A 23,929-nucleotide genomic window follows, 5' to 3' on the forward strand; every position below is an offset into this window, starting at 1 on the left:
CTCACACATTAGGTGCACAAAGTTGTGCCTCTTCTTCCTTCTCAATATTATCTTTTTCAAGTTCAAGCAATTTCAATTTTAATCTGTCAATTTCACTTCTAATTTCTAATGCTTCCTTACTCATATACTTAGATTCCCCCTTATAAAATTTAAATTTATATATATATTTATTTTAAGACAATAAATTTAATGCTCTGAAATGGTTGAACAAATTGCATATAACGCCTCTGTGTTCACGACGTCGCTGAACCGGACACCATAGCTAGACCTTCTTGGCGGTGGTCACACCCGGTGAAGTGATGTGGTCTGACTTTCCTACTTGACGTTCTCCTAAGACCCTTGCGTGAACATGTTGTTATAGGATGTGATATCCAACTTCTTTATTTTTGATTATGATTTTGCTAAATCACTACACATTTTAGCTTATAAATACATAAAAAATAATATTAATTCTCATTTTTTATAATACTATTCAGTTGATTATAATCTATTTTACCTATAACTTTATATAACTTATTATCAATTGCTATATATTCATGATTATATAATTTAATATATATTTGTATATCTTTTTTTAAATTAGATATAACCATCATGTACTCTCCATTTTCATTCTGCTTATAACTAAATTTATTTTTACTAGTCCTTCTTTGTACTATTATTTTATCTAAGAATTTAGTTAATTCATCTATTTCTTCACTTTCATTAATTTCATAAGAGCGGTACTTTTCTGAATAGTCATATGTAACAACTGAGACTTTTTCAATTGATATATTATTGAACACATTAATGTGGTTTATTGGCATGGGCAAATAATAAATAAATATAGATAATATACAAATTATTAATAAAATATATCTTCTTTTTATTTTACTCACTTTATTCCTCCATTAACTAACTTTTTTTATTATATATCTATAATCATTTTGCTAATACCTAAAATAAATACACATTAAATTATAAATAACCTCATTTGTCATTTCCTATAACGTGTAGGTAGTTCCGACGTTCACTCTGACCCTCAACGCTTTTCCCAAGAGAGAGTGAATGTGCGTAGCGGACGGAACAACCATGTTATGTGCTGTTCTATACGGAAGTTATCGATTCCTACAATTTTTTAAAAAATATCATTGCTATAAATTTCCTTTTTACGCCTAGAAATAATAAAATTAATCTCTAATTACAGCTCTGCTATTCACACTATTACCATAAGCATAAGCACATCTATTTTGAATTTTCTCTGCTCTATCCATAAATAAATTATAATCCGTTATTATTTTTTCTGTTTCTGTTCGAATTCTCTTATATTCTTCATAATAAGCTTTAAACTCATCGGGCTCTAAATCCCGTTTTCTATCAGGCAAATTAATAACTAGCATTGCTATATCTGCATTCGATAATTTGGCTTTCTTACCTTTTCTTATCCGTGCACCTTTCCATAATAAATGTATCATGTACTTCCTCCTTATTTGTAATGGTTAAATATATCTCTTCTGCAAAAGCTTTTTTATTTGTATTAATATACTCAAAATAATTTGTTTTGTTTATCCCAAGTTTTCCAATGGACATTATTATCGTAATCAGATTGCCTACTAAAAAGCCATATACTATATATTGATTATGGCATCTGATAAGAGCATAATAAACTAAAAAGTTTATACATAAATGAATAATAATAGATATAATACTTTGGATATACACAATTAGAGAATCAAACAAATCACCATATTTCTTTTTAAATCTATACGTTAATGGAATGGAAGTAAACAATACTATCAGGATTTGTATAGTTGAAAAACCAGTAAAAATCACACCAATTATCCACGCAATAATAAATAATATAATATTCATGTATACCTCCTTTGATTTATTACCAGATTAATATCAGTAACTCAATATTACAGTATCCAATATAAATATTTATCTTAATGATAACCGTAACATAGTATAGAATTGCACATAACGTCTCTGGTATAATAAAGTCATAGCAAAAAACTATGCTAATTCATATCTAATTCATGTTCTGGCTGAATAAAGAAAATCATTCTTATATACAATCATTCAACCATTGAGTCATGAATAAACTCATAAGTTATTGTATAGAAATTCAACTCTCGACTTTGTCTAAGTCATAAGGTATTATATTTATTGAATAGGATGGTAGATGTTAACGTCCTTGGGAGCCTTTTATAAGGCAATACCTGTAACTACAGACAATCAATCCATTCAATGAGGATTTATGATTTTAGCTGGTTGGGAGCTGATAAGCTATACCCGAATAACGTGCCAGGTTGTGTACTCATTGCTATTTATGGATACCTATTCGAAAGGAGCTTTCTATGTTTAATTTTAATAATCGTAACTATATCTCCGTTGGTATTGATGTTGGTTCAACTTTTAGTTTTATGTCTATTGTTGATAACAACGGAAACATTATTTTGAAACCTTTTAAAATACTACATAACAGTATAGATTCTCTTGAACGTGCTATTTCTGCAATAAAAAAAGCAGAAGAGTCACATTCCATGAAATCACACATTTTCCTGGAATCTACCGGAATCTATCACTTTCCGCTCTTCTGCTTCCTGAATGAATCAGGATTTGAGGCCCATATTATTAACCCTCTCATCACTCATTCTATCAAAAATTCAGGAATAAGGAAAGTAAAAAATGATAAATTAGATTCTATTGGCATCGCTAGACTTGGTTTATCTAACAATTTAAAAACCTCTGTTATGCCTGTTAAGCTTGTTTTAGAGCTTCGTAGCTTAGTTCGTAAACATTATGACATTATGGATCAACGCTCAGCTCATATTAATAAACTAAAAGCGGATTTACATACTGTTTTTCCTCAATACCTTAATATTTTCTCAGATGTTTGTGGTGTTACATCTCGCATGATTTTAAAGAATTATTGTACTCCTGATAAAATATTAAGAGCGCATAAATCATCTTTGATTGAAAAAATATCTAAATCTTCTAGAAAAGGTATTTCAAAAGCTACTCAATGCTACGAAAAACTTTCTAACGCAGCAAATGCAGCCAAAACCTTTGGTTGTAATATTGATAGTGTGTATTTCAATATTTCTTTAACTATTGACTTAATCGAATATTTAGATACTGTTATTGAATCTATTTTAAATCAAATAAATTTGCTTGTTGATAAGCATAAATCCGAAAAGTTTATTAATCAAATTCATTTGCTAGATTCAATTTCTGGTGTTGGTTTTTTATCTGCTGTTACCATAATGTGTGAAATTGGTGATTTTAGTGCTTTTAAGAACCCTAAACAGCTGTTTGCTTATTTTGGTATGGATCCTGAAGTTAACCAATCAGGCAAATTCAATGCTACTGAAATGCATATGTCTAAGCGTGGTTCACGTATCGCTAGACGTGTTGTTTTTGCTATCGCTTTGTCTAATATACGTTCTACAAGTAATGGTAAAGCTATTAATCCCTATTTACAAGCTTATTACCGAAAGAAAACTGAATCTAAACCTAAAAAGGTTGCTATTGGTGCTGTTATGCACAAAATCTGTAATATCATTTTTGCAGTGCTACGTGATGAAAAATCTTTTGAACTCCGTTCTCCAGAAACTCATATTAGTAACTACAAACAATCATTACAGCTACTTGCTGCATAATTATTAAGTCCTTACATAAAGTTTTAATTGTTTTTCAAGCAATTCATTGTTTGGGTTTATTAAGGTTACACTTTTTTAGCTAAACAATATTACTAAACTTTTTTATTTTTCTTGTTGACTTTTACTAGCTGGTCTGTGTTCACGACGTTGCTGAACCGGACCCCATAGATAGACCGTCTTGGCGGTGCTCGCACCCGGTGAAGTGATGTGGTCTGACTTTCTTACTGCGTGACTTTCTTCCTTGACGTTCCTTCTAAGACCCTTGCGTGAACATGTTGTTATCGGATGTTAAAGCCTTATATATTAAACTTTAGAAAAATAATTTTTTATACTTGTTCTATATTTGAATTCATCTCAATTTTCATGCCATTATAAAAGTATTTTTTAATTACATTAGCTATATCATTTAATGGTCCAATTTTTATTGGTTTATCTAAAATTTTCTTAATCTCATTATTTTTAGTATTTATAATTATTCTAGCTTCATTCTGTTGTTTAAAATGTTTAGGTTTTATTAATAATTGCTTTGGTGGTGTTTGTCCAAAATCCCACCAACTATTTTCTCCATATTTTTCATAATCAATATAATTAATCCTACCTATTATAATTTCATCTCTTTTTACACCTAAACTCAATAATGCAATTAATAATCTTTTCTCAAATTCAATATAATCTTTTATACATACAACCGCAGGTCTTTTACGCTCTTCTAATTCATCAACTTTCGAAAATTCCATATCATCCGTAAAATCCCTAAAATATGATGCTGGTATCTTTGTCGTTAACTTATGAACCCCATCTTCACCCGGACATTCAAACATATTATGTTTCAAAATATAAAAACAAAAACAAGGCAAATGCATATCTTTCTTTCTTTTCAAACAACATCTATCTTTCACCATATAAGTTTCCAAATCTTTATATTTTTTATATTTATTTATTAACTCAGCTAATTTTGTTATATCATTTATTTTACAGGTTGCCATTGTACCTTCAAACTCATCTCCACGACCATCCCCATATTCTTTTGCATAATCCTGCCATGATTTTGGAGTATTAAACTTTATCTCTCCTAAATCAACAAAACTGTCTGCATATTCTACAGTTGTACATCTAAATACAAGCGAAAAATTTTCAGGTGACTTCCATACATTCACATTTTCCATATAAATCTCCTTTAGTATAACCAACTAACTATGACTTTAATTTCCGATAACGGTCTTGTGTTCACGACGTTCCCCAGCATTACAGGTGTTCTGCGATCCTAGATAACTCCTATCTTGGGTTGCAGGGCACCGACTCGGTTAGCTGGGGAATGTGGTGCTGACTTACCCTCTGCTGGCTTGTCCAACTTGATTTACTATCCAGCTGACTTTCTCTCTGGCACCCGTAGCGGGAACATGTTGTTATGAGATGACTAGAAATTTTATAAACTCTCATACTTACCTATTAAAATAATTTTATTATTAGTTTAATGTAAAAAGTTTTATAAAAATAAATTAAAAAATCATAAAAAGCTCAAAATTGCCATTTCATTAGAATTGTTACTTGTAGATCCAAATATAGAAATTATAAATAAAATTATAATAATTACTATAAAAACCATTGTAGTTATTAACAATAACCTATTAAAATCTTTGAATTTTGTAACTTTAAAAAAATTAAGTAAAAGCATTATAGATATCACGGTTAAATATATTACTGTGAATAATATTAGCGATGGTAAAATATTTATAATCACAAAATCCCCCCCTTTTTTTTTAGTTAAACAAAAACTATTTTTCCTAAATAATGAATACTAAATTTATTAATAAAACTAATAAAATTTTCAAATCTATTATTTTCTAAATTAGTCTTACAAAATATAAAAATACTAAACACTTTTATATAAGTATCTTATTCAATAGCTAAAATATAATGTAATATAAAAGTCTTTCTTATAATTTTATACATATTCAATAAATAATTTAAAATCATAAGAGTATTTTTTAAACTAGGTACTATAATTATTTTTTTACAAGACTTATATTTTCTACCCCGTAATCTAGTTTTCTCATAACGGTCTTGTGTTCACGACGTTTCATCAAATTATATTATTGCAAGGATGAAATGTGGTGCTGACTCGCCTCATCAACTTTCCTCTAGGCACCCTTGCGGGAACACGTTGTTATAGGATGTAGTGACCTCTTCCCGTACAATTTTTATATGTTATAAATCGTATATATTAACAACAATTCTATGCAATACTAACCTTATATTTATCATAAATAGAATAACTAATCATTTCAAAATCTGTAACTGTATTAACTCTTTATATTGATCAATTATTTTGTTTAATTCATCAAGAGAAATAAAATCTGATAATCTCAATGATTTATTTATTTTTATTGCTTGTAAATATTCTGACCTAACTTCACTAATCTGCTTTACAATTTTTACTTCTTCTAAAATTTTCATCATAGAATATACGTCTAAAAATAAAGCACGAAAATATGTATTCATAGCATATTGTAGCGAATTTACACTTTGCTCTTTTTGACAAAAATCTTCAACTTCTTTTCTATATCTTTCTAGATATATAACTGAATTATTGATTTCTTTTTTTATATCTAATTCAAAATTTTCTATGTGCTTGTCTATATAAGAAATAATAGCTGTTCCATCTATCTTTTCTTTAAGTTCATCAGAACCATATTTATAGTATTTAGGCTCATTTGCATCCTTGCGCCTGTTATTTAAAAAAATATATTCATTATTTTCATTCCCAAAATAAATAACTGCATGCTTATAACCTTCAGAAATATTTAAACCTATCATTGCTTTTTGTTTTAGTGTATTGAAAAAAGATAATACATCTTCTTTAGATACTTTATTCTCAATAAGTTTTAAATTCCACTTTTGTAAGTAATAATTAAAATACTTGTCCTCTTGAAGCATTGAACCAGATAAATAACGCTTCCATCTCTCATCAAATTTAAATATAAAAGGTACTTTCATTTCAATTGCTAGTTGATAATCTTCTATGTCAATTGAAAAATCTTCAAGCATATTAGCAACTCCAGCAAAGGAACATGAATTATTAAACGTCATGTATTTCATTATCTTATTCTCCCATATGCAATAACTTATTTCATTCCTATTTTTTTACAAAAGCATATATAACTTTATAATATCTCTTTTTTTAATATGACCCCTAAAATAACCACGATATCACTATTTCCTATCGTCGCGCGGGTTTACGAAGTTATCGAGTTAGACAGTTTACTGTCTAACTTGATAATTTTGTAAACCTGCTGATAGGCGATGTGGCGCTAGCCCAAGCCTGTCAGCGGGGTACCCGCGCGACGATAAACAAAATGACGCGCTAGCGGCATTTTGCTTATCGTCTCTGTGTTCACGACGTTCCTATCCTATTAATAGCAATATACTTCAAAGTGTCGATATCCTTAGTTAGATAAATAACATCTTTACATGAATAGGAATGTATGAGGGCACGCCCTAGAGTTGTTATAGTATCAAACCGACCCTACCCGAATGAACGGGAACACATTGTTATTTGATGTTTTTCCATCCACGACCCGTTAACTTCGCTTTTTAGCAAGAAACCTAATCACGTTGTGTATATATAATGATAACCTATTCCCAATATAGTACGTAACATTAAGGGTTCGTGTTATCCTGCCCCTAACCTACAGTACATTTGAGTTCGTACCTTCAATATTTTAAATGGATGGAAAAATGTTATATAACGTTTCTGTGTTCCCGACGTCACTGAACCGGACAATCATAGCTAGACCGTCTTGGCGGTGGTCACATCCGGTGAAGTGATGTGGTCTGACTTTCCCCGTCGACGTTCTCCTAAGACCCTTGCGTGAACATGTTGTTAGGTGCTGCTAGTTTACTACTTCCATAAACGTTTACCATTTAATTGATTTAATTGATTTTATAGATTGTAAATTGTAACTTTTTTATATATGGTATTAAATACAATAACTAATTTCAAATAGTTGCTTATTTAGCATATACAATATAATTTTAATAAATAATTATCAGGTTTATTAGTTTCTAGTTTCGTTATAAAAATGAAGAACTAAATCTGTAAATATTCCTCCACTTATAAAACCTAATTTGTTATATAAACTAATAGCGGGAGTATCTTCTATATATGCATTTAGTTTTATCACTGGTGTATTTGTAAAATCGACACTTAAAGCGTTGTTAACCATTGCTTTTCCGAAACCAAGCTTCCTATATTCAGATAGAACATATAATTCAAAAATACAACCAAACATATTTGGAGCTTCATCATATCTACCTGATATACATCCTCCAACTATTTTATTTGTACTCTTTTCTCTTACTATTGATGTCATACTATATGTATTAGTTTGTTTAAATGCCTCTATATCTTCCTTTAGTCCTGATACTAATTCATCTTTATCATTAAGTATTACATATTTTGTTATACATGAATCTCTATATGCTTTAATTTGTACCAAAGCTAATTCTTCATAATCTTGTTCTTTCACATTTTCTAATATAAAATCTTTATTTATATTCATCTCAATATTTTCTGTAGGTCTACACATATAATTTCTTTGTTCTGAAATTTTAGCTCCTAAATTTTGTAAAACCTCTGTATCTTGTTTAAGCATTTCCGCAAAATGCATGCAACTAAGTTTGCTTTTTCTTTTTATATAATCTATTACAATTTTCCAAAACAATTCTCTATCGTTATATGGTGGTATTAAAAATGAATTTGATATTTCATCATCCTCTATAATTACACCACCAATGCAAATGTTTTCCAGAAAAACAAAATAACAATTTTCTTTTAAACTTGTTTCATCTAATCTCATTTTCCAATCAAACCACATATTTATATCTTCTTTTGAATAAATTGTATGATATATTGAAAATTGTTTGCTTTTGACTTCTTTAAAATAATATTCTCGCATATATTCCTCCATCCTTTCAAATATACTAATTTGGTAAATATTTTGTCACTAATATATTTTAAAATACAATTATACCAATCTAAAATTTTTGCTTATAAAAAACTAGTTGCACCTAACGCCTCTGTGTTCACGACTTCACTGAACCGGACATCAGAGCTAGACCGTCTTGGCGGTGGTCACCCCCGGTGAAGTGATGTGGTCTGACTTGCCCGCTTGACGTTACTACTAAGACCCTTGTGTGAACATTTTGTTATGTAACGTTGTATATTCACATCCCTTATTACCAACCTAATTTAAGTAATTACAAAATTTTAAAATTGTATTTTATATTTCGTCTATAAGAGATTCTTTGCTATGAACTTCAACCAGCTCAATTGGAGATTTCCAGCCTTCAATTGAGACCTCTAAAACAACTGTTATAAAATATGTATTCTTTCTTTTAATATATCCAACGTTAATCATAAGATCGTTTTGAAATATAATTGTTAACATAATTTATTTGTTTTTTTCATATATTCCTCTAAAACTAAGTATTATAAATACTATATTATATTTTAACTAATGAAATAAGGTAAAAACAAACCTGCTATTATTACAGTCATTGAAATTGATGCTATAACTAATTCCTTTGTAGCTAATTTCCCATTTTTTAATGACTTGACTAATCCATCAACAAAAGAAAATACAAAAACAAATGGCCAAACAAACCAAGCTACAATATAGATATTACCAATTATTTCAAATATTTTAGCGTACATTTATTACCTCCAAATTAATATAAATACATTTGTGTTCAAAAAATTAAGGATACAGATATAATTTGTTTCACTTAAATTTGACACGATAAAATTTCTCTGACATGAATATACAATGTTATATAACGGTCTTGTGTTCACGACGTCGCTGAACCGGACAGCATAGCTAGACCGCCTTGGCGGTGGTCACACCCGGTAAAGAGATGTGGTCTGACTTGCCCCATTGACGTTCCTACTAAAACCCCTGCTTGAACATATTGTTAGATGTTGATACATTATCAGCTTCTTGACACACTTATACTAATCATTTATAAATTCTTCTCTCCAAGAAAACACCATATCTTTAAATCTTAAATAAAACTTTTCATTATTTTTAACTATACTATATGTTATTTTACAGTCTGCTATAGTTGGTGGTTCAGGATACTCTTCATAACCATACCATATATCTATAAATTCAAAATTTGTGTATAGTTCTAATTTATCATCACTTATACTAGCGGTTATATTTTTTGCTCTATTTCCAGTATCCCAGCCAAAATCTAAGCACTTATAATATGTATCAGTTTCCTCATCATAATCAAATAAATTGTTAAAAGAATACTCTTTTTCTCCAAAGACTTGTATTAATACTTCATTTGCTTTATCTATAGGAAATATAAAAGCATTTCTTTGTTTATCATAAGAAAAATAATCTCTATATAAATTATCTTTGGAATCATCTTTTGCAAATGCATACAATAGCACTTCATAGCTATAGTTTTCTTTACCTCTATAAACGCTATATATAATTTTTTCTGTTAAAGATATTCCATTCAGTAAAAGTTGTTCATCTTGTAATATAGTTCCTTTAACTTGTAAATTTTCTTCTGTTTCAATTTCATCATTTATGTCAACTTCTTCTTGTGTTATTACATCTTTAATATGTTCTGATTCATATTCTATTACTTCATATTCATTCTGTGATATTTCTTTTTCGTTTTCATTAGTACTGATACAACTTATCAATAATATACTTATAATTAAAAGTAACAATATTTTAATTTTCATAATCTTAATTCCCTAATATAAAAAATTTATATAAATTATAAAAGTTATCAATATCTTAGTAATATTTTAAAATTCCCTGAATTTATTGCTTTGAAATGATATTGTATTTTCATCTAACGGTCTGGTGTTCACGACGTCGCTGAACCGGACAGCAATAGCTAGACCGTCTTGGCGGTGCTCGCACCCGGTGAAGGGATGTGGTCTGACTTTCTTCCTTGAACGTGTCGAGTAGACGAACCCGACACCCTTTCTTTTTAAGGTTTTCTTAAAGTAAAAGGTTACTGTCTGTTCGCCCCTCTCGGAACCGTACGTGCCCTATTTAGGCATACGGCTCTTCATATAAAACTTTATAGTTCTACCATATGTTTACACAAATCTTTGGACTTGGAATATATGCTTCCCATATTTTTTCAAATATATCATAAGACATGCTTTTCTTTTGATGTCTTCTGTTTAATCTTTTGTAGCATTGGTATTTAACATATCCGTGGAATTTCTTTATTCCTTTGATATTTCCACTTATCCCATAGTAGTTATAGTGTCCCACCAGTTTTCTTTTCAAGCTTTTCATTATTGTATCAATAGGTTTGTGCATTACTTCTTTTAGCCAACTTTTCGCATTTTGCCTTTTTACTTTTAGCTTTTTCTTACTTGTGTTGATATGCACACGATATTTACCATTTTTTGTTTTTCCATTTACAAATGTAAATCCGAGAAAATCAAAATTTTCTTTTGTTCCTCTATGTTTTCCGAATGGTATTATCCTTGTCTTTTCTATTGCTACTTCTAATCCAAATGTTTTCAATCTCTCTATTAGCATCTTGTATACTTTTTCCGCTTCGCTTTCTGCTTGAAACTGTATTGCAAAGTCATCTGCATATCTCACCAGATACGCTTCTCCATGCAGTTTTGGTTTCACCGACTTTTCAAACCATATATCTAATACATAGTGTAGGTATACATTTGCCAATACTGGTGATATATTTCCACCCTGAATTGTTCCTTTGTCACTTTCTACGTATTTCATGTCTTCCCATATTCCTGCTTTTAGAAATCTTACTATATATCTAAGAAAATTCTTATCTTGTATATCGTGTTCTAAAAATTTCATTAGCCATCCTTGGTCTACATTGTCGAAAAAGCCTTTTATATCACAGTCTAGTATATAGTTTACGTTTTTGTGCATTATCGTATTGTTTATCATTTTTATTGCTTGATGGCAATTTCTGTTTGGTCTAAAACCATATGATATATCAAGAAATCTTGGTTCATATACTCCATTCAATATTTCTGCCATTATTGTTTGTACTAACTTATCTTCATATGACAGTATTCCTAATGATCGCATTTTTCCATCGCTTTTTGGTATCATTACTCTTCTTGTGGGTTTTGGTTTGTATCCGAACTTCTTCATTTTTTCTAGGAGAATTTTTATATTATCTTCTAGTTGTTCTGAATATTGTTCTTTTGTTACTCCATCTATTCCTACTGCTTTTTTCTTGTCCTGTTTTTCATGCACCTGTTTTAAATTTTCTTCATTTACATAGTGCATTAGTGTTTGCAGTTTTGCGTGTTTTATTGATAGTTCTTTTATTTCTTCTTGTATCTTTCCCATGTGTTTATTTAACCTCTAGTGTCTTTCATGTGTTACTTTCCGAATTGTCTTACATGCTAATCCCTTTGCTCCATAGACTTTCATCTACTTCTTCACTACTATGAATTAGTCCGACTTCTTGCAGCTCTTAAGACTTCTTTGGTTTTCTACACCTTATGCCATCCTTATCTGTTTTTGTTATTCAGAAAACTACAAGACCTCCCAGGTACGCTTAATATACCTTGTTTGCTCGCCATGCTCTCAGACCCCGGTGAAATTTCCATAACCTTGCCTTTATCGGTTATTTCTTTTTGTCTGCTGTCAGAGGAATGACATCGACTTTCACTTATCGGACTAACGAGGCTCTATCACTTCACGCTTTCGCATTACGGCTCTCAAACTTTCTTGCCTACGCTTAAACCTTACGTCACCGCTTCGGCTCCAAGGCTAGATACTGGCTGTTGGCTAAACTTTACCAGGCTAGGAGTTTCACCTAGCTATATATTAAACGCCGAACTGGCGCACTCCATCTAAGACCCTTGCGTGAACATGTTGTTAGAAGATGGATCGTTATCACTCTCCAACGACTTTGCAAAATAATTACCTATAAAAATCTTTTCATATTGTCTTTAATCATAACTTCAATATTTTAAAATATCTATTTATTGTGCATCAAACAAAGTTCTCATTTTATGGGTTTGCCAATATTCTTATCTAATCGCCATTGCGGTGCTATTCCATCATCACCCCAATATTCATCTATAAAAAAAATCTTATCTCCTTGAAATTTAAAGAATGAAGTTACATGAAAAGAGGCACTATTATCTTTTAACCAAACTCTTGTTGCTGTAATCGCCTTATCTTCAACTAATTCAATACGTTCCACTTCACCTTGCCAATCGCCTGGATATTCACAATTTGCAATTATAAATTCTTCAGTTGTAAATTGTTCATTCGTATTATGCCAACGCACATGTGCATTTGGAGCAAAATAATTTTTTAACGCCTCTACATTTTGATTTGCAACATCACACCAAAATGACATTAATAATTCTTTTCTATTCATCTTTTTTCACCTTCATATAAAATATAAAATCTTCACTTCCTACATCTATTTCAATAGATTTAAAATCATAATAACACATCTATATCGACCTCAAAGTTCTTCTCTAATATGATAACGTTCTTTCTTCTAACGGTCTGGTGTTCACGACGTCGCTGAACCGGACAGAATTAGCTAGACCGTCCTGGCGGTGCTAGCACCCGGTGAAGTGATGTGGTCTGACTAGACCCCTACGTGACTTTCTTCCTTGACGTTCCTACTCGCTGACGTTCCCTCAAGACCCGAAGCATGAACATGTTGTTATATGCTGGAATCAATGGGCCCTATTTACTTACTATAGTAAAATTATTATTTAATATATTTTTCCAACTCACTACCACTAGTAATCCACATTAATAATCCCCATATCCAAGCTACCAAAAGCCATGAAACAATTTCAGTTAAATTCTTTTTTGTACTTACAAAAAATGGTGATATTGTAGCTATTATAGAATTTAAACCAAAAAATAATATTCCATAAATAATTATATAATTTCTTCTTATAACCTTCTTATCAAAGAATTTACGTTCGTTTAATTTTTTTATATATTCCCATTCTAGTTTTCCTATCACTACTCCTAATATATAAGCTGCTGTAAGTTTTATAATTGATTGAATAACAAATAATTTTATATCTTCATTTCTATAATTAAATATTAATTCTAATACAATTAATAAAATTAGTTGTACTGATAATACTTTTTTTAATGAAAATTCTACAAACATATATCTTCCTTTTGATTTTTGTGAAATTCTATTCCATTTTAATTCTATATTCCCCATTTCATACCTCCCAATAACTTTATATTTTCAAAATAAATTATGATTTCACGCCATTTATTCTTGCATATAACGTCCCTTTGTTCACGACGTCGCTGAACTTGACACCATAGCTAGACCGTCTTGGCGGTGCTCGCACCCGGTGAAGTGATGTGGTCTGACTTGCTTATTTGACTTTCCTACTAAGACCCGAAGCGTGAACATGTTGTTATAAGATTTTGGTACAGTCAGCTTCGTAGATATTCCTAAACTTTCTTCTAAATCCATTCTTCCTTTAAAATGCTATAAACTATAAGGTCAACAAAATTTCCATACAAGTTTTCGGACTTTCTACATACACCTTCTTCTGTAAATCCTAATCTTTTTGGAATTGCTTGACTCTTAAAATTTTTATCTGCACATCTTATCTCAACTCTTTGTAATTCTAAATCTTTAAAAACATAGTCTATAATTGCTTTACATGCTCGTGTCATAATACCACTACCTTGATAATTTTCTGCTAACCAATATCCAATACTTGTACTTTTATTGTGCATATTTAAGTCATATAACCCTATAATTCCAACGATGACTCCTTTATACCATATTGAAGCTTGAAACTCGCCATTATTTGCATATTGATTCATACAACTTTTAATAAAACTTTCGATATCTTTTGATGATTTTGTGTCATCAACCCAACCTAACCATTTTCGTAAATATATTCTGTTACTATCTATCAATCTATAAAATTCTTCACTATCTTTTAAGTTTATTAACTTTAACTCTAAATCAACATCAATTATATGTTTAAACATTATTTTCATCCTCTCTAGTAAAATAAAATTATTATAAATTTTCAAAATCGTAGTATTCTCAAACATCTTTTATACAAAGACTTACTCTGAAATGAATGAACCAATTTCTTATAACGTCGCGCGGGTTTACGAAGTTATCGAGTTAGACAGTTTACTGTCTAACTTGATAATTTTGTAAACCTGCTGATAGGCGATGTGGCGCTAGCCCAAGCCTGTCAGCGGGGTACCCGCGCGACGATAAACAAAATGACGCGCTAGCGGCATTTTGCTTATCGTTTCTGTGTTCACGACGTTCCTATCCTATTAATAGCAATATACTTCAAAATGTCGATATCCTTAGTTATATAAATGACATCTTTACATGAATAGGAATGTATGAGGGCACGCCCTAGAGTTGTTATAGTATCGAACCAACCCTACCCGAATGAACGGGAACACATTGTTATTTGATGTTTTTCCATCCACGACCCGTTAACTTCACTTTTTAGCAAAAAACCTAATCACGTTGTGTATATATAATGATAACCTATTCCCAATATAGTACGTAAAATTAAGGGTTCGTGTTATCCTGCCCCTAACCTACAGTACATTTGAGTTCGTACCTTCAATATTTTAAATGGATGGAAAAATGTTATATAACGGTCTTGTGTTCACGACGTTCTATCATCAGACCTGCAGTGGCTTTTTCCTCTGGATGATGAAATGTGGTGCTGACTTACCCTATCAACGTTCCTCTAAGCACCCTTGTGTGAACACGTTGTTATAGGGAGTGATGAATTTTTATAAGCTATAAAACTTTACAAATAATACTTGTACTATTTACACCTCACCTATGATACATCTGGTATAAAGATTAATTGTAACAGTTTCATTTACCTTATGATTATCAAATAAAGTTGAAAGTTCATCAACATATTTTGCATCAGCTAACTTATCAAATGTAGATAATGCTCGTCCAATAAAAGTATCTTTGTCATATACTGATTTTTCTTCGAAAATTTTATATTCATATTTTTTATTTTTGAAAAAAGATGAAATCAATTCTGGTTCTTCTTCTTTTCCGCCACTTAACCCATTATAATTAATTTCAAAGCTTTCTTTTCTATTTACTGGTCTACTTATCCAGACTAAAATCACTTTTCCGTTTGGTTTTAATATTCTGCAACATTCTTTTCTAAATTTCTCCATGTCAAACCAGTGAAAAGCAGTTCCAACTGTTATGAAATCTACACTTGAATCTTGCAATGTTGTGTTTTCCGCTGTACCATTTATAGACATAAAATTAGAAAATTTTGATAAGTCTATTTCGGCAACTCTTCTCATATCATCATTTGGTTCAACACAACACACATAACTTCCACTTAACAATAAATGTTTACTTAACTTCCCTGTACCTGAACCTATATCTGCAATAATTGACTTTTTACTTAATCCAACACTTTTATATAAATAATCTATAAGTTCTTTTGGATATTCAGTACGATATTTTATATATTTTTTAGCATTAAGTGTATACTTTCCAATATCCATGCTTTTTTCTCCTTTATAATTCTTTTCTGTAGATCATCCACGAATTACCCCGATATCATCATTTCCTATAACGGTCTTGTGTTCACGACGTCACTGAACCGGACACCATAGCTAGACAATCTTGGCGGTGCTCGCACCCGGTGAAGGGATGTGGTCCGACTTTCCCACTTGAACGTTCCTACTAAGATCCTTGCGTGAACACGTTGTTATAGGGAGTTTCCGTTGACTGCATAACATCTACTTTAAATATTAATTATTTATACTTTTTTAAAATACTATGTAAATTTCTTACTACAATATGGTCTCTACATGTAAGTTTATGATATATATAATCCCTTAATTCTCTACATATAAGGTAAGTTTTAATTCCCAATTTTTTTGCTCCATCACAATTTGTAATGCTGTCATCAACAAAAATAGCTTCTTCTGGTAATATATTTAATTCATTTAATGCAGTTTCATACATTAATTGATTTGGTTTAGTTACTCCTATCAAAGATGATATAACAAAAGATGAAAAGTAGTCTCTGAACCCCGCTTTAATATAAACATTCTCTAATGATGGCCATGCATCCGATACTACTGCTAATCTATATTTATTATTTAAAATTGGTAAAACATCGTAAACATCATCAAAAAATTGATATTTGTCATAGTTATATACTAAATCCTTTGCTATATATTCTATATCTTCATTATTCAAATTAAGTTCTGGTAAATTTTCAAAGAAAATTTTATAATATTTAAGGAAATGATAATATTCATCTTCTTCTGTTTTTATTAGTAACTGCTTAGACATATAATCCCCAGCTTTTGAAAAAGCTTTATTTACTTTTTTTGTTAATTGATTAAATATTTTTTTATCTACCTTACTAAAAAAATTTGGTGTAATAAACCAATGACCAGTTCTTGGTCCATTTAACACTCTACCAGAATCAATCAAAATACCTTTAATACTCATTTTATTTTCCCCTTCATTATATCTATATTAAAAATATTCAAACAATTTCTTAAAAAGACCCCAAAAATAACACTACAATAATGGATATTTCCTATAACGGTCTTGTGTTCACGACGTCACTGAACCGGACCTATATTACTAGACCGTCCTGGCGGTGGTCACACCCGGTGAAGGGATGTGGTCTGACTTGCCCTCTGCGTGACTTTCTTCCCTGACGCTTCTACTCGCTGACGTTCCCACAAGACCCGAAGCGGGAACATGTTGTTATATGTAGGAATAATATCAGCTTTATTACTAACTTCAACTTTTTATAAATTTTTATTTTAATAGTTTTTCATTATTGTTTTTACTGTTTATGAATACAATTAAAATTAATTATAACCACTTTGCCTTTGATATAAATCCATGTGTATTTTTATACTGTAATTTACCATAAAATTGTTCATGAATAACATCATCTACTGCCTTTAATTGGATCATCGATGCACCTTTATTTTTTACTTGTCTTTCTAATTCAAGCATAAAATCTGTACCTAATCCCTTCCTTTGATAAGCATAATCAATTACTATTTCATCCAAACTATAAGCAAATAAATCATCATACTGTTCAAAATACCCTACTGCAAAACCTATAAGTGAATTATTATCCTCTAAAACCATACAATATGAATAATCTCTACTTAAAATTGGATGAATACGTTTATATACAGTTTCATATGTCCAACAACTATCTTCAATGTTATTATAGTACTCAATATAAAGATTAATAACTTTATCTACATCTGATTCTTCCATTAACCTATAATTCATGTTTCCACCTCGTATTAATACTCTTTTTTTATTATGACACAATAACAAAGCTCTGTAATGATATTATTCTTTCACATAACGGCTCTACGTTCACGACGTCCCTGAACTGGACTCCTTAGATAGACCCCCTTGTCGGAACTCCGTTCCCAGTGAAGGGATGTGGTGCTGACTTTCCTCTTGACGTCACATCACAAGCACCCTTGCGTGAACATGTTGTTAGATGTTGGGATAATATCACTCCCATGTAAGTTTCCTTAAATTTATTTCACAATATATTGTACATGATTTCTTTAAATTTACTTTCTATTTATTTTCTTTGCATTACATGCCAAATATCTTTTCCTTTAAAACCACATTTTCTATACAATCCTTCAGGATTCGTTTTATTCTCAACTTGTCCAGATACTGTAACAAATTTTGCAATATTTCTCATTCTCCTGAGTAATTCATTTACTATAAATTTTCCAATTCCTTTATTCCTATATTGAGGTAATACTTGTATCCATTCTAATATTCCTTCTTGTATTTCATTATCAACATCTGCTATACCGCAACCTACTACCTCATTTGTCTCTTTATCATAAACTAAAATCCATAAATCTTTATTGTACACTTGAGTATGTGTATATGAATAAATTTGCTCTTTTGTTACCGATATATCTAAATATGATTTATTTATTATATCTACAATAATTGTTATATCATCTATTGTAGCTGTCTTTATGTAATATCCATCTATTAATTCATTATTAATAATATCCATTGAATGTAATAATCTAAAGTATGGAACATCGTTATAATTCTCTAAAAAAATATCATCAAAATCTTCCTCATGTAAAACTTTCATGTTTACTGGCAATTTTATATCTTTCTCTTTCCAATATGGTAATGCTGATTCTCTACAAGGATTTTTTATGTACATTTCAATATCGATCATATATTTTATTCTCCCTACAGTTTTTTTATATAATGTATCTCATACGAATGATTCTTTTAAACTTACTCTGAAATGATATTATCCTTTCATCTAACGTCCCTTTGTTACTGACGTTTCTCAGCGTTACAGGTGTTCTAGCACCTTAGATAGCTCTTATCTTAGGTGCTAGGACACCGACTCGGTTAGCTGAGGAATGTGGTGCCTGACTCTCCCCTAGCTGGCTTGTCTATTTTGTCTAGCTCATCCAGCTGACGTTCCCTCTGGCACCCGTAGCTGTAACATATTGTTAGATGTTGGACTAATGTAAACTTCATGACTATCTGTCATAATTTATTTTAACAACTTAATATTATACTCATTATCTATTATGCAAACTGAGATTTATAGAAAAAATTCTTTTCATTACTTTGGAGAAACACTTCCTCCTTGAAATGGGTGGGAAGCATTCCACGATACTGTGCTTGGCACTTTAGCAGGAGTTTTGCTACTGGAATAAGTAATACAATATTCATAGGGTTTTTTAGTTCTCGCATTTACTATGCCTTTACCATTATCATATGCAAGTTTTTTTCCAGAACAACTCAGAACAAATTCTGCACAACCAAACCTGTTTTTTTCTATAAATGGGGGGTCTTGCCTTGGCAATCTGATAAATACACCAAAACATTTATGATTTCCTTTTATTTTCATAGCCTTTGTATCTACCTTAAACATAGAAAAGATATCCTCACTGTGAATGATAATTTTAAGATGGCATTTGACTCCGTAATGATTAAATTTTTCTTCAAATATCCATCTACCATCCTCTTTTTTAAAATTCTTAATATCAAGATAGTTTCTCCTAAATATAACGACTGTCTTTGTTTTACTTAGTCTTTTTTGTTTTAAAACATATTTTGGCATATTAAACATGACATATAACCTTCTTTTTATTTTATAATCCTCTAGAATTCCCGTTTACCATTCTGCCAATTGTATAACAATATTTACTAAATTAATAAGAATTTGAAACACTCTATACTATATTTAATTCATCTCTAAAAATATACTTTGAAATTACATTAGTCTTTTATCTAACGGTCTTGTGTTCACAACGTCGCTGAACTGGACCTATCTGACTTTCTGTCTTGGCGGTGGTCACACCCGGCGAAGGGAGGTGGTCTGACTTGCCCTCTTGACTTTCTTCCTATGACCCGAAGCGTGAACATGTTGTTAGATGTAGGACTAATGTAAGCTACTTGACTATCAATTAAATTTTACTTTATTATTATATAACTTGCACTATAATGAGAAATTTCTCGTACAAAGTAAACAATCTATTTAAAGTTTTATTATTCAAAATATATGTTATGGTAATATTAGTCCTTTTGTTGCTAAATAGGTCTTAATAGCACCGTAAATAATAGGACTTCCATATATTAATCCAGTTACAGCAATATCACCGCCTTTATCTTTAACATAATCCCACAGTGGATGATTTGAATCAATTTGCGATTTAATAAGTTTCATGATTTCCTTTTCTACTGCTACTCCATCTTCTCCAGATGCAAAAATATTCTTAAGTATAGTTAACTGTTTTTCATTATTTTCAAGTTGTTGTTGCTGCGTTGTTAACTGTTCCTTTAATAAATCAATATATGCATTTTGATTTTCTACAACTTTTTGTAATCGAGTGTTAGTTTCAGCAGTATTGATTGCTGTCTGTTCAAGTGCATCTTTCATTTTTTTACGATTTTCATAAGCTTCTTGAGCAATCGGATGTGCTCTTTTACTTAATTCTTCAATTTTTTCATGTACACCTGATGTTATATCTACTTTATAAGATAAATCTGCTAATTCTTTTTTATCAAAAATATTATCTCCCACAGTTTTCTCCTTTGAAATTTATTTAATTCGCACATAAAAATACACTCTGAAATTACATTAGTCTTTCATCTAACGGTCTTGTGTTCACGACGTTTCCCAGCGTTACAGGTGTTCTGCGACCCTAGATAACTCCTATCTTGGGTTGCAGGGCGCCGACTCGGTTAGCTGGGGAATGTGGTGCTGACTTTCCCCTTGCTGGCTTGTCTACTTTGACTAGCTATCCAGCTGACGTTCCCTCTAGCACCCGAAGCGTGAACATATTGTTATATGTAGTTGAAAACTCACACTAAAAAACTTTCAGCAGCTTTAATCAAATCCTTTTATATGTTTTTTACCATTTTATATTAATTTTGCCTTTAGCGTTTTCCCCTTTTAAAACAATTTTCATCTGGTTATCACTACTTTTTAAGTTTAAGGTAGTTCCAAAAGTATATATTTGAGTATTCCCTGACTCTGGATTTTCTTTCTTTAGTTTTTCAAGTTCGCTCTTATATTCTCCTTCCGTTATTACTATTTCTTCTAGCTTATTGTTTTTAGAATCTCTAAATTCTAATGTTAATGTACCTTCTGTAATAATATATTCAATATCAAATTGATACGATTTATTCTTTTTAACTACAAAACTTCTTATATCTTCACCATCTAATAATTCAAATTCCATCTTTATGTTTCCATACTCTAAATCTTCTTTAATTCCTTTATGGTTAGCTATACTTTCTATTTTAATTTCTTTATCAATTACACTACAACCAGTAACTAATACACTTATCAACAAAATGTATAATACATATTTCATTCTTTTCAATCTAAACATCTCCTTTCGTTTTGCATACTACATTTTTATTCTATAAATTTAGTATATCCTCATAGAAATACTCTGGTATGAGTTTTCAATTGCATATAACTACTACTTTCACGAACCAACGGTTCGCTAAAGTGGTTCATATTATGTTTATTACGTATGAAAGTTTCGTAATTTATATATTTTTATACTTATTTTTTATCCTTATTTTTTATACTTATTTCTTTGCTATTCTGTCTATCGGACTTACTATTTTCTTTAGGTCCTTATTTGTTACGTGAGTGTATATTTGAGTTGTTTTTGTACTAGAATGTCCTAGTAATTCTTGTATGTATCGTATATCTGTACCATATTCTAGTAAATGAGTTGCAAAAGAATGTCTTAATGAATAAATTCCTACATTTTTATTTATATTAGCTTTTACACAAGCTTTTTTAAATATTTTTTGGACTGAGCGAACTGATAGATGCTCAGATTTATCTGCACCTGGAAAAAGCCAATCTTTAGGTCTGTATAACTTAAAATATCTTCTAAGTTCATTTAATGTTTCCTGTGCTAAAATTGTATATCTATCTTTATTACCTTTACTATCTTTTACAAATATAGTCATTCTGTTGCTATCTATATCTGAAACTTTAAGACTAACCACTTCGCTTACTCTTAAACCACTAGAATATACTACATATAATATAGTTCTATGTTTTTGATTTGTAACCGAATTTAATATTTTAGTTACATCTTCTTCACTTAATACTTTAGGTAATGGTTTTACAGTTTTAGGTCTTGGAAAGTTGTTAAATTCAATGTTCTTATTCAATATATAATTACAGTACAGCTTTATTGCACTATATGCTTGAGTAGTATATGAGTTTGAATTGTCCTTAATATTCATTAAATAATACATATAATTCTTAATATCATTTACTGATACTTCATTAAGATCTTTTTTTAAGTGCTCCTTAAATCTTTTTATGTGAGCTTTATACGCTTTTTTAGTTGAATTACTATATCCCTTTATTGACAGTAATTGATCAAAAGAGTCTACACATACATCAAACTCATTATTAATTAAATTGCGGTTAATAATATTATTAGGTACAGTCCACGTTCTATCATATGGATTATATTTTCTACCTTTAATATTCCTAACAACTTGTACTATTTTTCATCATATCTAAACTTTAATTTTAGCCGTTCACCCTCTTCTGGCAAAACATCTTCATATCAACACTCAAAACAATATATATATGATTATTTTGTATATATTTGGGATTATTGTAACATTTTAATACAAATTATGCAATAGTTTTTCGTTTTAAGCCAATTAGTCTTGCTTAAAAACTTATCTCACGTATTTGGCTTATGCGAGTGGGGCTGCAGTTACAATTCTCAATGCAAAGCATAGCTGAAGAAAGAAAATTATTCTTACCTGTTTAAAAGACACCAAAGGATAACATATAAATTCTTGCAAAGACTAGTTATATCAAGACCACAAGGACTATCTACAACAATACTAAAAAACTAACTACAACAAGACCTATAAACCTAGCCATAGCAATAACCTCAACGCCTATTTTTTACAAAAAAAGGCACTTATGATTCAAAACTGCTATAATGTTAGTTGACTAGACCAAACAGAAAGGGGTTTTGATATAAGTGCTATCTAATTCTACCAATAATTTATTAAATTTAAAAGGAGTAAAAATAAAAAATATTAAAAATTTTAATTCGTTAATTGAGATTTACATAGAAACTAAACCTAAGAATCATATTTGTCCTTGCTGTGGTGCTAAAACTCCTAGAATTCATGATTATCGTAATCAAGTTATTAAAGATTTACCTATTCAATTTAAAAATGTTAATATTATTCTTCATAAACGTAGATATGTTTGCTCCTGTGGCAAAAGATTTTATGAATCTTACGACTTTTTACCTAAATATCATAGAATAACTAATATATTAGCTTTTTACATATGTACTGAACTTAAGAAAACTAAATCTATGAAAGAGATTGCTATGAATGCCAATGTTTCTATATCTTCTGTTATGAGACTATAGCTATGTTAATGGTAAAAAAAAAGGTAATTGACATTTTACCTGACAGATGCCAATCTCATTTAATTAACTATTTTACTAAATACACTAGACAACAACAAAATAGATTTATAAATCGTATTTTGCACTGCTTTAACTAAATATTTTAACTATAACTAACATGTAGCTATTTTTTGTGTGCCCTAAATTACTTACTTTATTATTGAACATTAAAATAGCCCTTTACCTTGTCAAAACAAGAATTTATTCAATTCTAACCCCAACTATTGACAAAGTAAACTGAATATA

At 30.3% G+C, this 23,929-nt stretch carries 25 protein-coding genes; 2 read left to right on the plus strand and 23 right to left on the minus strand.

Annotated elements, in window-relative coordinates; translation table 11 throughout:
• Position 1: 1 nt before the first annotated feature.
• The 4 genes from JYG23_RS15010 to JYG23_RS04225 all read right to left on the minus strand — a co-directional run bounded on the left by JYG23_RS15010 (position 2) and on the right by JYG23_RS04225 (position 1,851).
• The gene (locus JYG23_RS15010) at positions 2–124 is read right to left on the minus strand and encodes a hypothetical protein (RefSeq protein ID WP_256440230.1); all 123 of its coding nucleotides are present in this window, start codon (positions 122–124) and stop codon (positions 2–4) included.
• Between the two features lie 322 nt (positions 125–446).
• On the minus strand, positions 447–878 hold the full coding sequence (locus tag JYG23_RS04215; RefSeq protein ID WP_207237295.1) for a hypothetical protein: 432 nt from the start codon (positions 876–878) through the stop codon (positions 447–449).
• A gap of 291 nt (positions 879–1,169) precedes the next feature.
• On the minus strand, positions 1,170–1,454 hold the full coding sequence (locus JYG23_RS04220) for a hypothetical protein (RefSeq protein WP_207237296.1): 285 nt from the start codon (positions 1,452–1,454) through the stop codon (positions 1,170–1,172).
• Positions 1,411–1,851 carry a hypothetical protein gene (locus JYG23_RS04225; protein ID WP_207237297.1) on the minus strand — a complete coding sequence of 147 codons (441 nt, stop codon included), beginning with the start codon at positions 1,849–1,851 and terminating at the stop codon, positions 1,411–1,413. The genes JYG23_RS04220 and JYG23_RS04225 overlap by 44 nt, the downstream gene beginning before the upstream one ends.
• Before the next feature lie 488 nt (positions 1,852–2,339).
• Between JYG23_RS04225 and JYG23_RS04230 the strand changes: the two genes are divergently transcribed.
• The gene (locus JYG23_RS04230; RefSeq protein WP_207236171.1) at positions 2,340–3,644 is read left to right on the plus strand and encodes an IS110 family transposase; all 1,305 of its coding nucleotides are present in this window, start codon (positions 2,340–2,342) and stop codon (positions 3,642–3,644) included.
• A 326-nt stretch (positions 3,645–3,970) separates the two neighbouring features.
• Here JYG23_RS04230 and JYG23_RS04235 read toward each other — a convergent pair whose 3' ends face one another.
• The 19 genes from JYG23_RS04235 to xerA form a co-directional block, all read right to left on the minus strand.
• Positions 3,971–4,810, minus strand: coding sequence for a hypothetical protein (locus JYG23_RS04235; protein WP_207237298.1), 840 nt, complete (start codon positions 4,808–4,810; stop codon positions 3,971–3,973).
• Positions 4,811–5,151: 341 nt separating this feature from the next.
• Positions 5,152–5,385 (minus strand): hypothetical protein, encoded by a 234-nt coding sequence (locus tag JYG23_RS04240; protein WP_207237299.1) that lies wholly within the window; start codon positions 5,383–5,385, stop codon positions 5,152–5,154.
• Between the two features lie 539 nt (positions 5,386–5,924).
• Positions 5,925–6,743, minus strand: coding sequence for a hypothetical protein (locus JYG23_RS04245; protein ID WP_207237301.1), 819 nt, complete (start codon positions 6,741–6,743; stop codon positions 5,925–5,927).
• A gap of 959 nt (positions 6,744–7,702) precedes the next feature.
• Entirely contained in the window at positions 7,703–8,602 is a 900-nt protein-coding gene (locus tag JYG23_RS04250; protein ID WP_207237302.1) for a GNAT family N-acetyltransferase, read from the minus strand.
• Positions 8,603–8,926: 324 nt separating this feature from the next.
• Positions 8,927–9,094: a hypothetical protein gene (locus JYG23_RS04255; protein ID WP_207237303.1), complete on the minus strand. Its 168-nt coding sequence runs from the start codon at positions 9,092–9,094 to the stop codon at positions 8,927–8,929.
• A 62-nt stretch (positions 9,095–9,156) separates the two neighbouring features.
• A complete protein-coding gene (locus tag JYG23_RS04260) occupies positions 9,157–9,360 on the minus strand; it encodes a hypothetical protein (protein WP_207237304.1) in 204 nt (67 codons plus the stop codon).
• Positions 9,361–9,657: 297 nt separating this feature from the next.
• Entirely contained in the window at positions 9,658–10,407 is a 750-nt protein-coding gene (locus JYG23_RS04265; RefSeq protein WP_207237306.1) for a hypothetical protein, read from the minus strand.
• A 355-nt stretch (positions 10,408–10,762) separates the two neighbouring features.
• Positions 10,763–12,022, minus strand: coding sequence for a group II intron reverse transcriptase/maturase (ltrA, locus tag JYG23_RS04270; RefSeq protein WP_207235088.1), 1,260 nt, complete (start codon positions 12,020–12,022; stop codon positions 10,763–10,765).
• Positions 12,023–12,686: 664 nt separating this feature from the next.
• A complete protein-coding gene (locus JYG23_RS04275) occupies positions 12,687–13,067 on the minus strand; it encodes a nuclear transport factor 2 family protein (RefSeq protein WP_207236449.1) in 381 nt (126 codons plus the stop codon).
• 345 nt (positions 13,068–13,412) lie between these two features.
• Entirely contained in the window at positions 13,413–13,886 is a 474-nt protein-coding gene (locus JYG23_RS04280; protein ID WP_207236453.1) for a hypothetical protein, read from the minus strand.
• 254 nt (positions 13,887–14,140) lie between these two features.
• Positions 14,141–14,680, minus strand: coding sequence for a GNAT family N-acetyltransferase (locus tag JYG23_RS04285; RefSeq protein WP_207237308.1), 540 nt, complete (start codon positions 14,678–14,680; stop codon positions 14,141–14,143).
• An 819-nt stretch (positions 14,681–15,499) separates the two neighbouring features.
• Positions 15,500–16,210, minus strand: coding sequence for a class I SAM-dependent methyltransferase (locus JYG23_RS04290; RefSeq protein WP_207237309.1), 711 nt, complete (start codon positions 16,208–16,210; stop codon positions 15,500–15,502).
• A 253-nt stretch (positions 16,211–16,463) separates the two neighbouring features.
• Positions 16,464–17,171, minus strand: coding sequence for an HAD-IA family hydrolase (locus JYG23_RS04295; protein ID WP_207235130.1), 708 nt, complete (start codon positions 17,169–17,171; stop codon positions 16,464–16,466).
• Between the two features lie 375 nt (positions 17,172–17,546).
• The gene (locus tag JYG23_RS04300; RefSeq protein ID WP_207237311.1) at positions 17,547–17,981 is read right to left on the minus strand and encodes a GNAT family N-acetyltransferase; all 435 of its coding nucleotides are present in this window, start codon (positions 17,979–17,981) and stop codon (positions 17,547–17,549) included.
• 307 nt (positions 17,982–18,288) lie between these two features.
• A complete protein-coding gene (locus tag JYG23_RS04305; protein WP_207237312.1) occupies positions 18,289–18,918 on the minus strand; it encodes a GNAT family N-acetyltransferase in 630 nt (209 codons plus the stop codon).
• A gap of 402 nt (positions 18,919–19,320) precedes the next feature.
• The gene (locus JYG23_RS04310; protein ID WP_207237313.1) at positions 19,321–19,821 is read right to left on the minus strand and encodes a hypothetical protein; all 501 of its coding nucleotides are present in this window, start codon (positions 19,819–19,821) and stop codon (positions 19,321–19,323) included.
• A gap of 444 nt (positions 19,822–20,265) precedes the next feature.
• Positions 20,266–20,784: a hypothetical protein gene (locus JYG23_RS04315; RefSeq protein WP_207237314.1), complete on the minus strand. Its 519-nt coding sequence runs from the start codon at positions 20,782–20,784 to the stop codon at positions 20,266–20,268.
• 331 nt (positions 20,785–21,115) lie between these two features.
• On the minus strand, positions 21,116–21,589 hold the full coding sequence (locus tag JYG23_RS04320) for a hypothetical protein (protein ID WP_207237316.1): 474 nt from the start codon (positions 21,587–21,589) through the stop codon (positions 21,116–21,118).
• 214 nt (positions 21,590–21,803) lie between these two features.
• Positions 21,804–22,673: a site-specific tyrosine recombinase/integron integrase gene (xerA, locus tag JYG23_RS04325; RefSeq protein ID WP_371818639.1), complete on the minus strand. Its 870-nt coding sequence runs from the start codon at positions 22,671–22,673 to the stop codon at positions 21,804–21,806.
• Between the two features lie 569 nt (positions 22,674–23,242).
• On the opposite strand from xerA, the gene JYG23_RS04330 reads away from it, so the two are divergent.
• Positions 23,243–23,644: a transposase family protein gene (locus JYG23_RS04330; protein WP_207237317.1), complete on the plus strand. Its 402-nt coding sequence runs from the start codon at positions 23,243–23,245 to the stop codon at positions 23,642–23,644.
• Positions 23,645–23,929 lie beyond the last annotated feature (285 nt).

Origin of the sequence: Sedimentibacter sp. zth1 (assembly GCF_017352195.1) — a bacterium.
Taxonomy (GTDB): Bacteria; Bacillota; Clostridia; order Tissierellales; family Sedimentibacteraceae; genus UBA1535.

Bases quoted from the DNA above. Each gene is read 5' to 3' on its own strand.
- JYG23_RS15010 (WP_256440230.1), bottom strand. From the start codon at position 124: ATGAGTAAGGAAGCATTAGAAATTAGAAGTGAAATTGACAGATTAAAA.
- JYG23_RS04220 (WP_207237296.1), bottom strand. From the start codon at position 1,454: ATGATACATTTATTATGGAAAGGTGCACGGATAAGAAAAGGTAAGAAA.
- JYG23_RS04225 (WP_207237297.1), bottom strand. From the start codon at position 1,851: ATGAATATTATATTATTTATTATTGCGTGGATAATTGGTGTGATTTTT.
- JYG23_RS04230 (WP_207236171.1), top strand. From the start codon at position 2,340: ATGTTTAATTTTAATAATCGTAACTATATCTCCGTTGGTATTGATGTT.
- JYG23_RS04235 (WP_207237298.1), bottom strand. From the start codon at position 4,810: ATGGAAAATGTGAATGTATGGAAGTCACCTGAAAATTTTTCGCTTGTA.
- JYG23_RS04245 (WP_207237301.1), bottom strand. From the start codon at position 6,743: ATGAAATACATGACGTTTAATAATTCATGTTCCTTTGCTGGAGTTGCT.
- JYG23_RS04250 (WP_207237302.1), bottom strand. From the start codon at position 8,602: ATGCGAGAATATTATTTTAAAGAAGTCAAAAGCAAACAATTTTCAATA.
- JYG23_RS04255 (WP_207237303.1), bottom strand. From the start codon at position 9,094: ATGTTAACAATTATATTTCAAAACGATCTTATGATTAACGTTGGATAT.
- JYG23_RS04260 (WP_207237304.1), bottom strand. From the start codon at position 9,360: ATGTACGCTAAAATATTTGAAATAATTGGTAATATCTATATTGTAGCT.
- JYG23_RS04265 (WP_207237306.1), bottom strand. From the start codon at position 10,407: ATGAAAATTAAAATATTGTTACTTTTAATTATAAGTATATTATTGATA.
- ltrA (WP_207235088.1), bottom strand. From the start codon at position 12,022: ATGGGAAAGATACAAGAAGAAATAAAAGAACTATCAATAAAACACGCA.
- JYG23_RS04275 (WP_207236449.1), bottom strand. From the start codon at position 13,067: ATGAATAGAAAAGAATTATTAATGTCATTTTGGTGTGATGTTGCAAAT.
- JYG23_RS04280 (WP_207236453.1), bottom strand. From the start codon at position 13,886: ATGGGGAATATAGAATTAAAATGGAATAGAATTTCACAAAAATCAAAA.
- JYG23_RS04285 (WP_207237308.1), bottom strand. From the start codon at position 14,680: ATGTTTAAACATATAATTGATGTTGATTTAGAGTTAAAGTTAATAAAC.
- JYG23_RS04290 (WP_207237309.1), bottom strand. From the start codon at position 16,210: ATGGATATTGGAAAGTATACACTTAATGCTAAAAAATATATAAAATAT.
- JYG23_RS04295 (WP_207235130.1), bottom strand. From the start codon at position 17,171: ATGAGTATTAAAGGTATTTTGATTGATTCTGGTAGAGTGTTAAATGGA.
- JYG23_RS04300 (WP_207237311.1), bottom strand. From the start codon at position 17,981: ATGAATTATAGGTTAATGGAAGAATCAGATGTAGATAAAGTTATTAAT.
- JYG23_RS04305 (WP_207237312.1), bottom strand. From the start codon at position 18,918: ATGATCGATATTGAAATGTACATAAAAAATCCTTGTAGAGAATCAGCA.
- JYG23_RS04310 (WP_207237313.1), bottom strand. From the start codon at position 19,821: ATGCCAAAATATGTTTTAAAACAAAAAAGACTAAGTAAAACAAAGACA.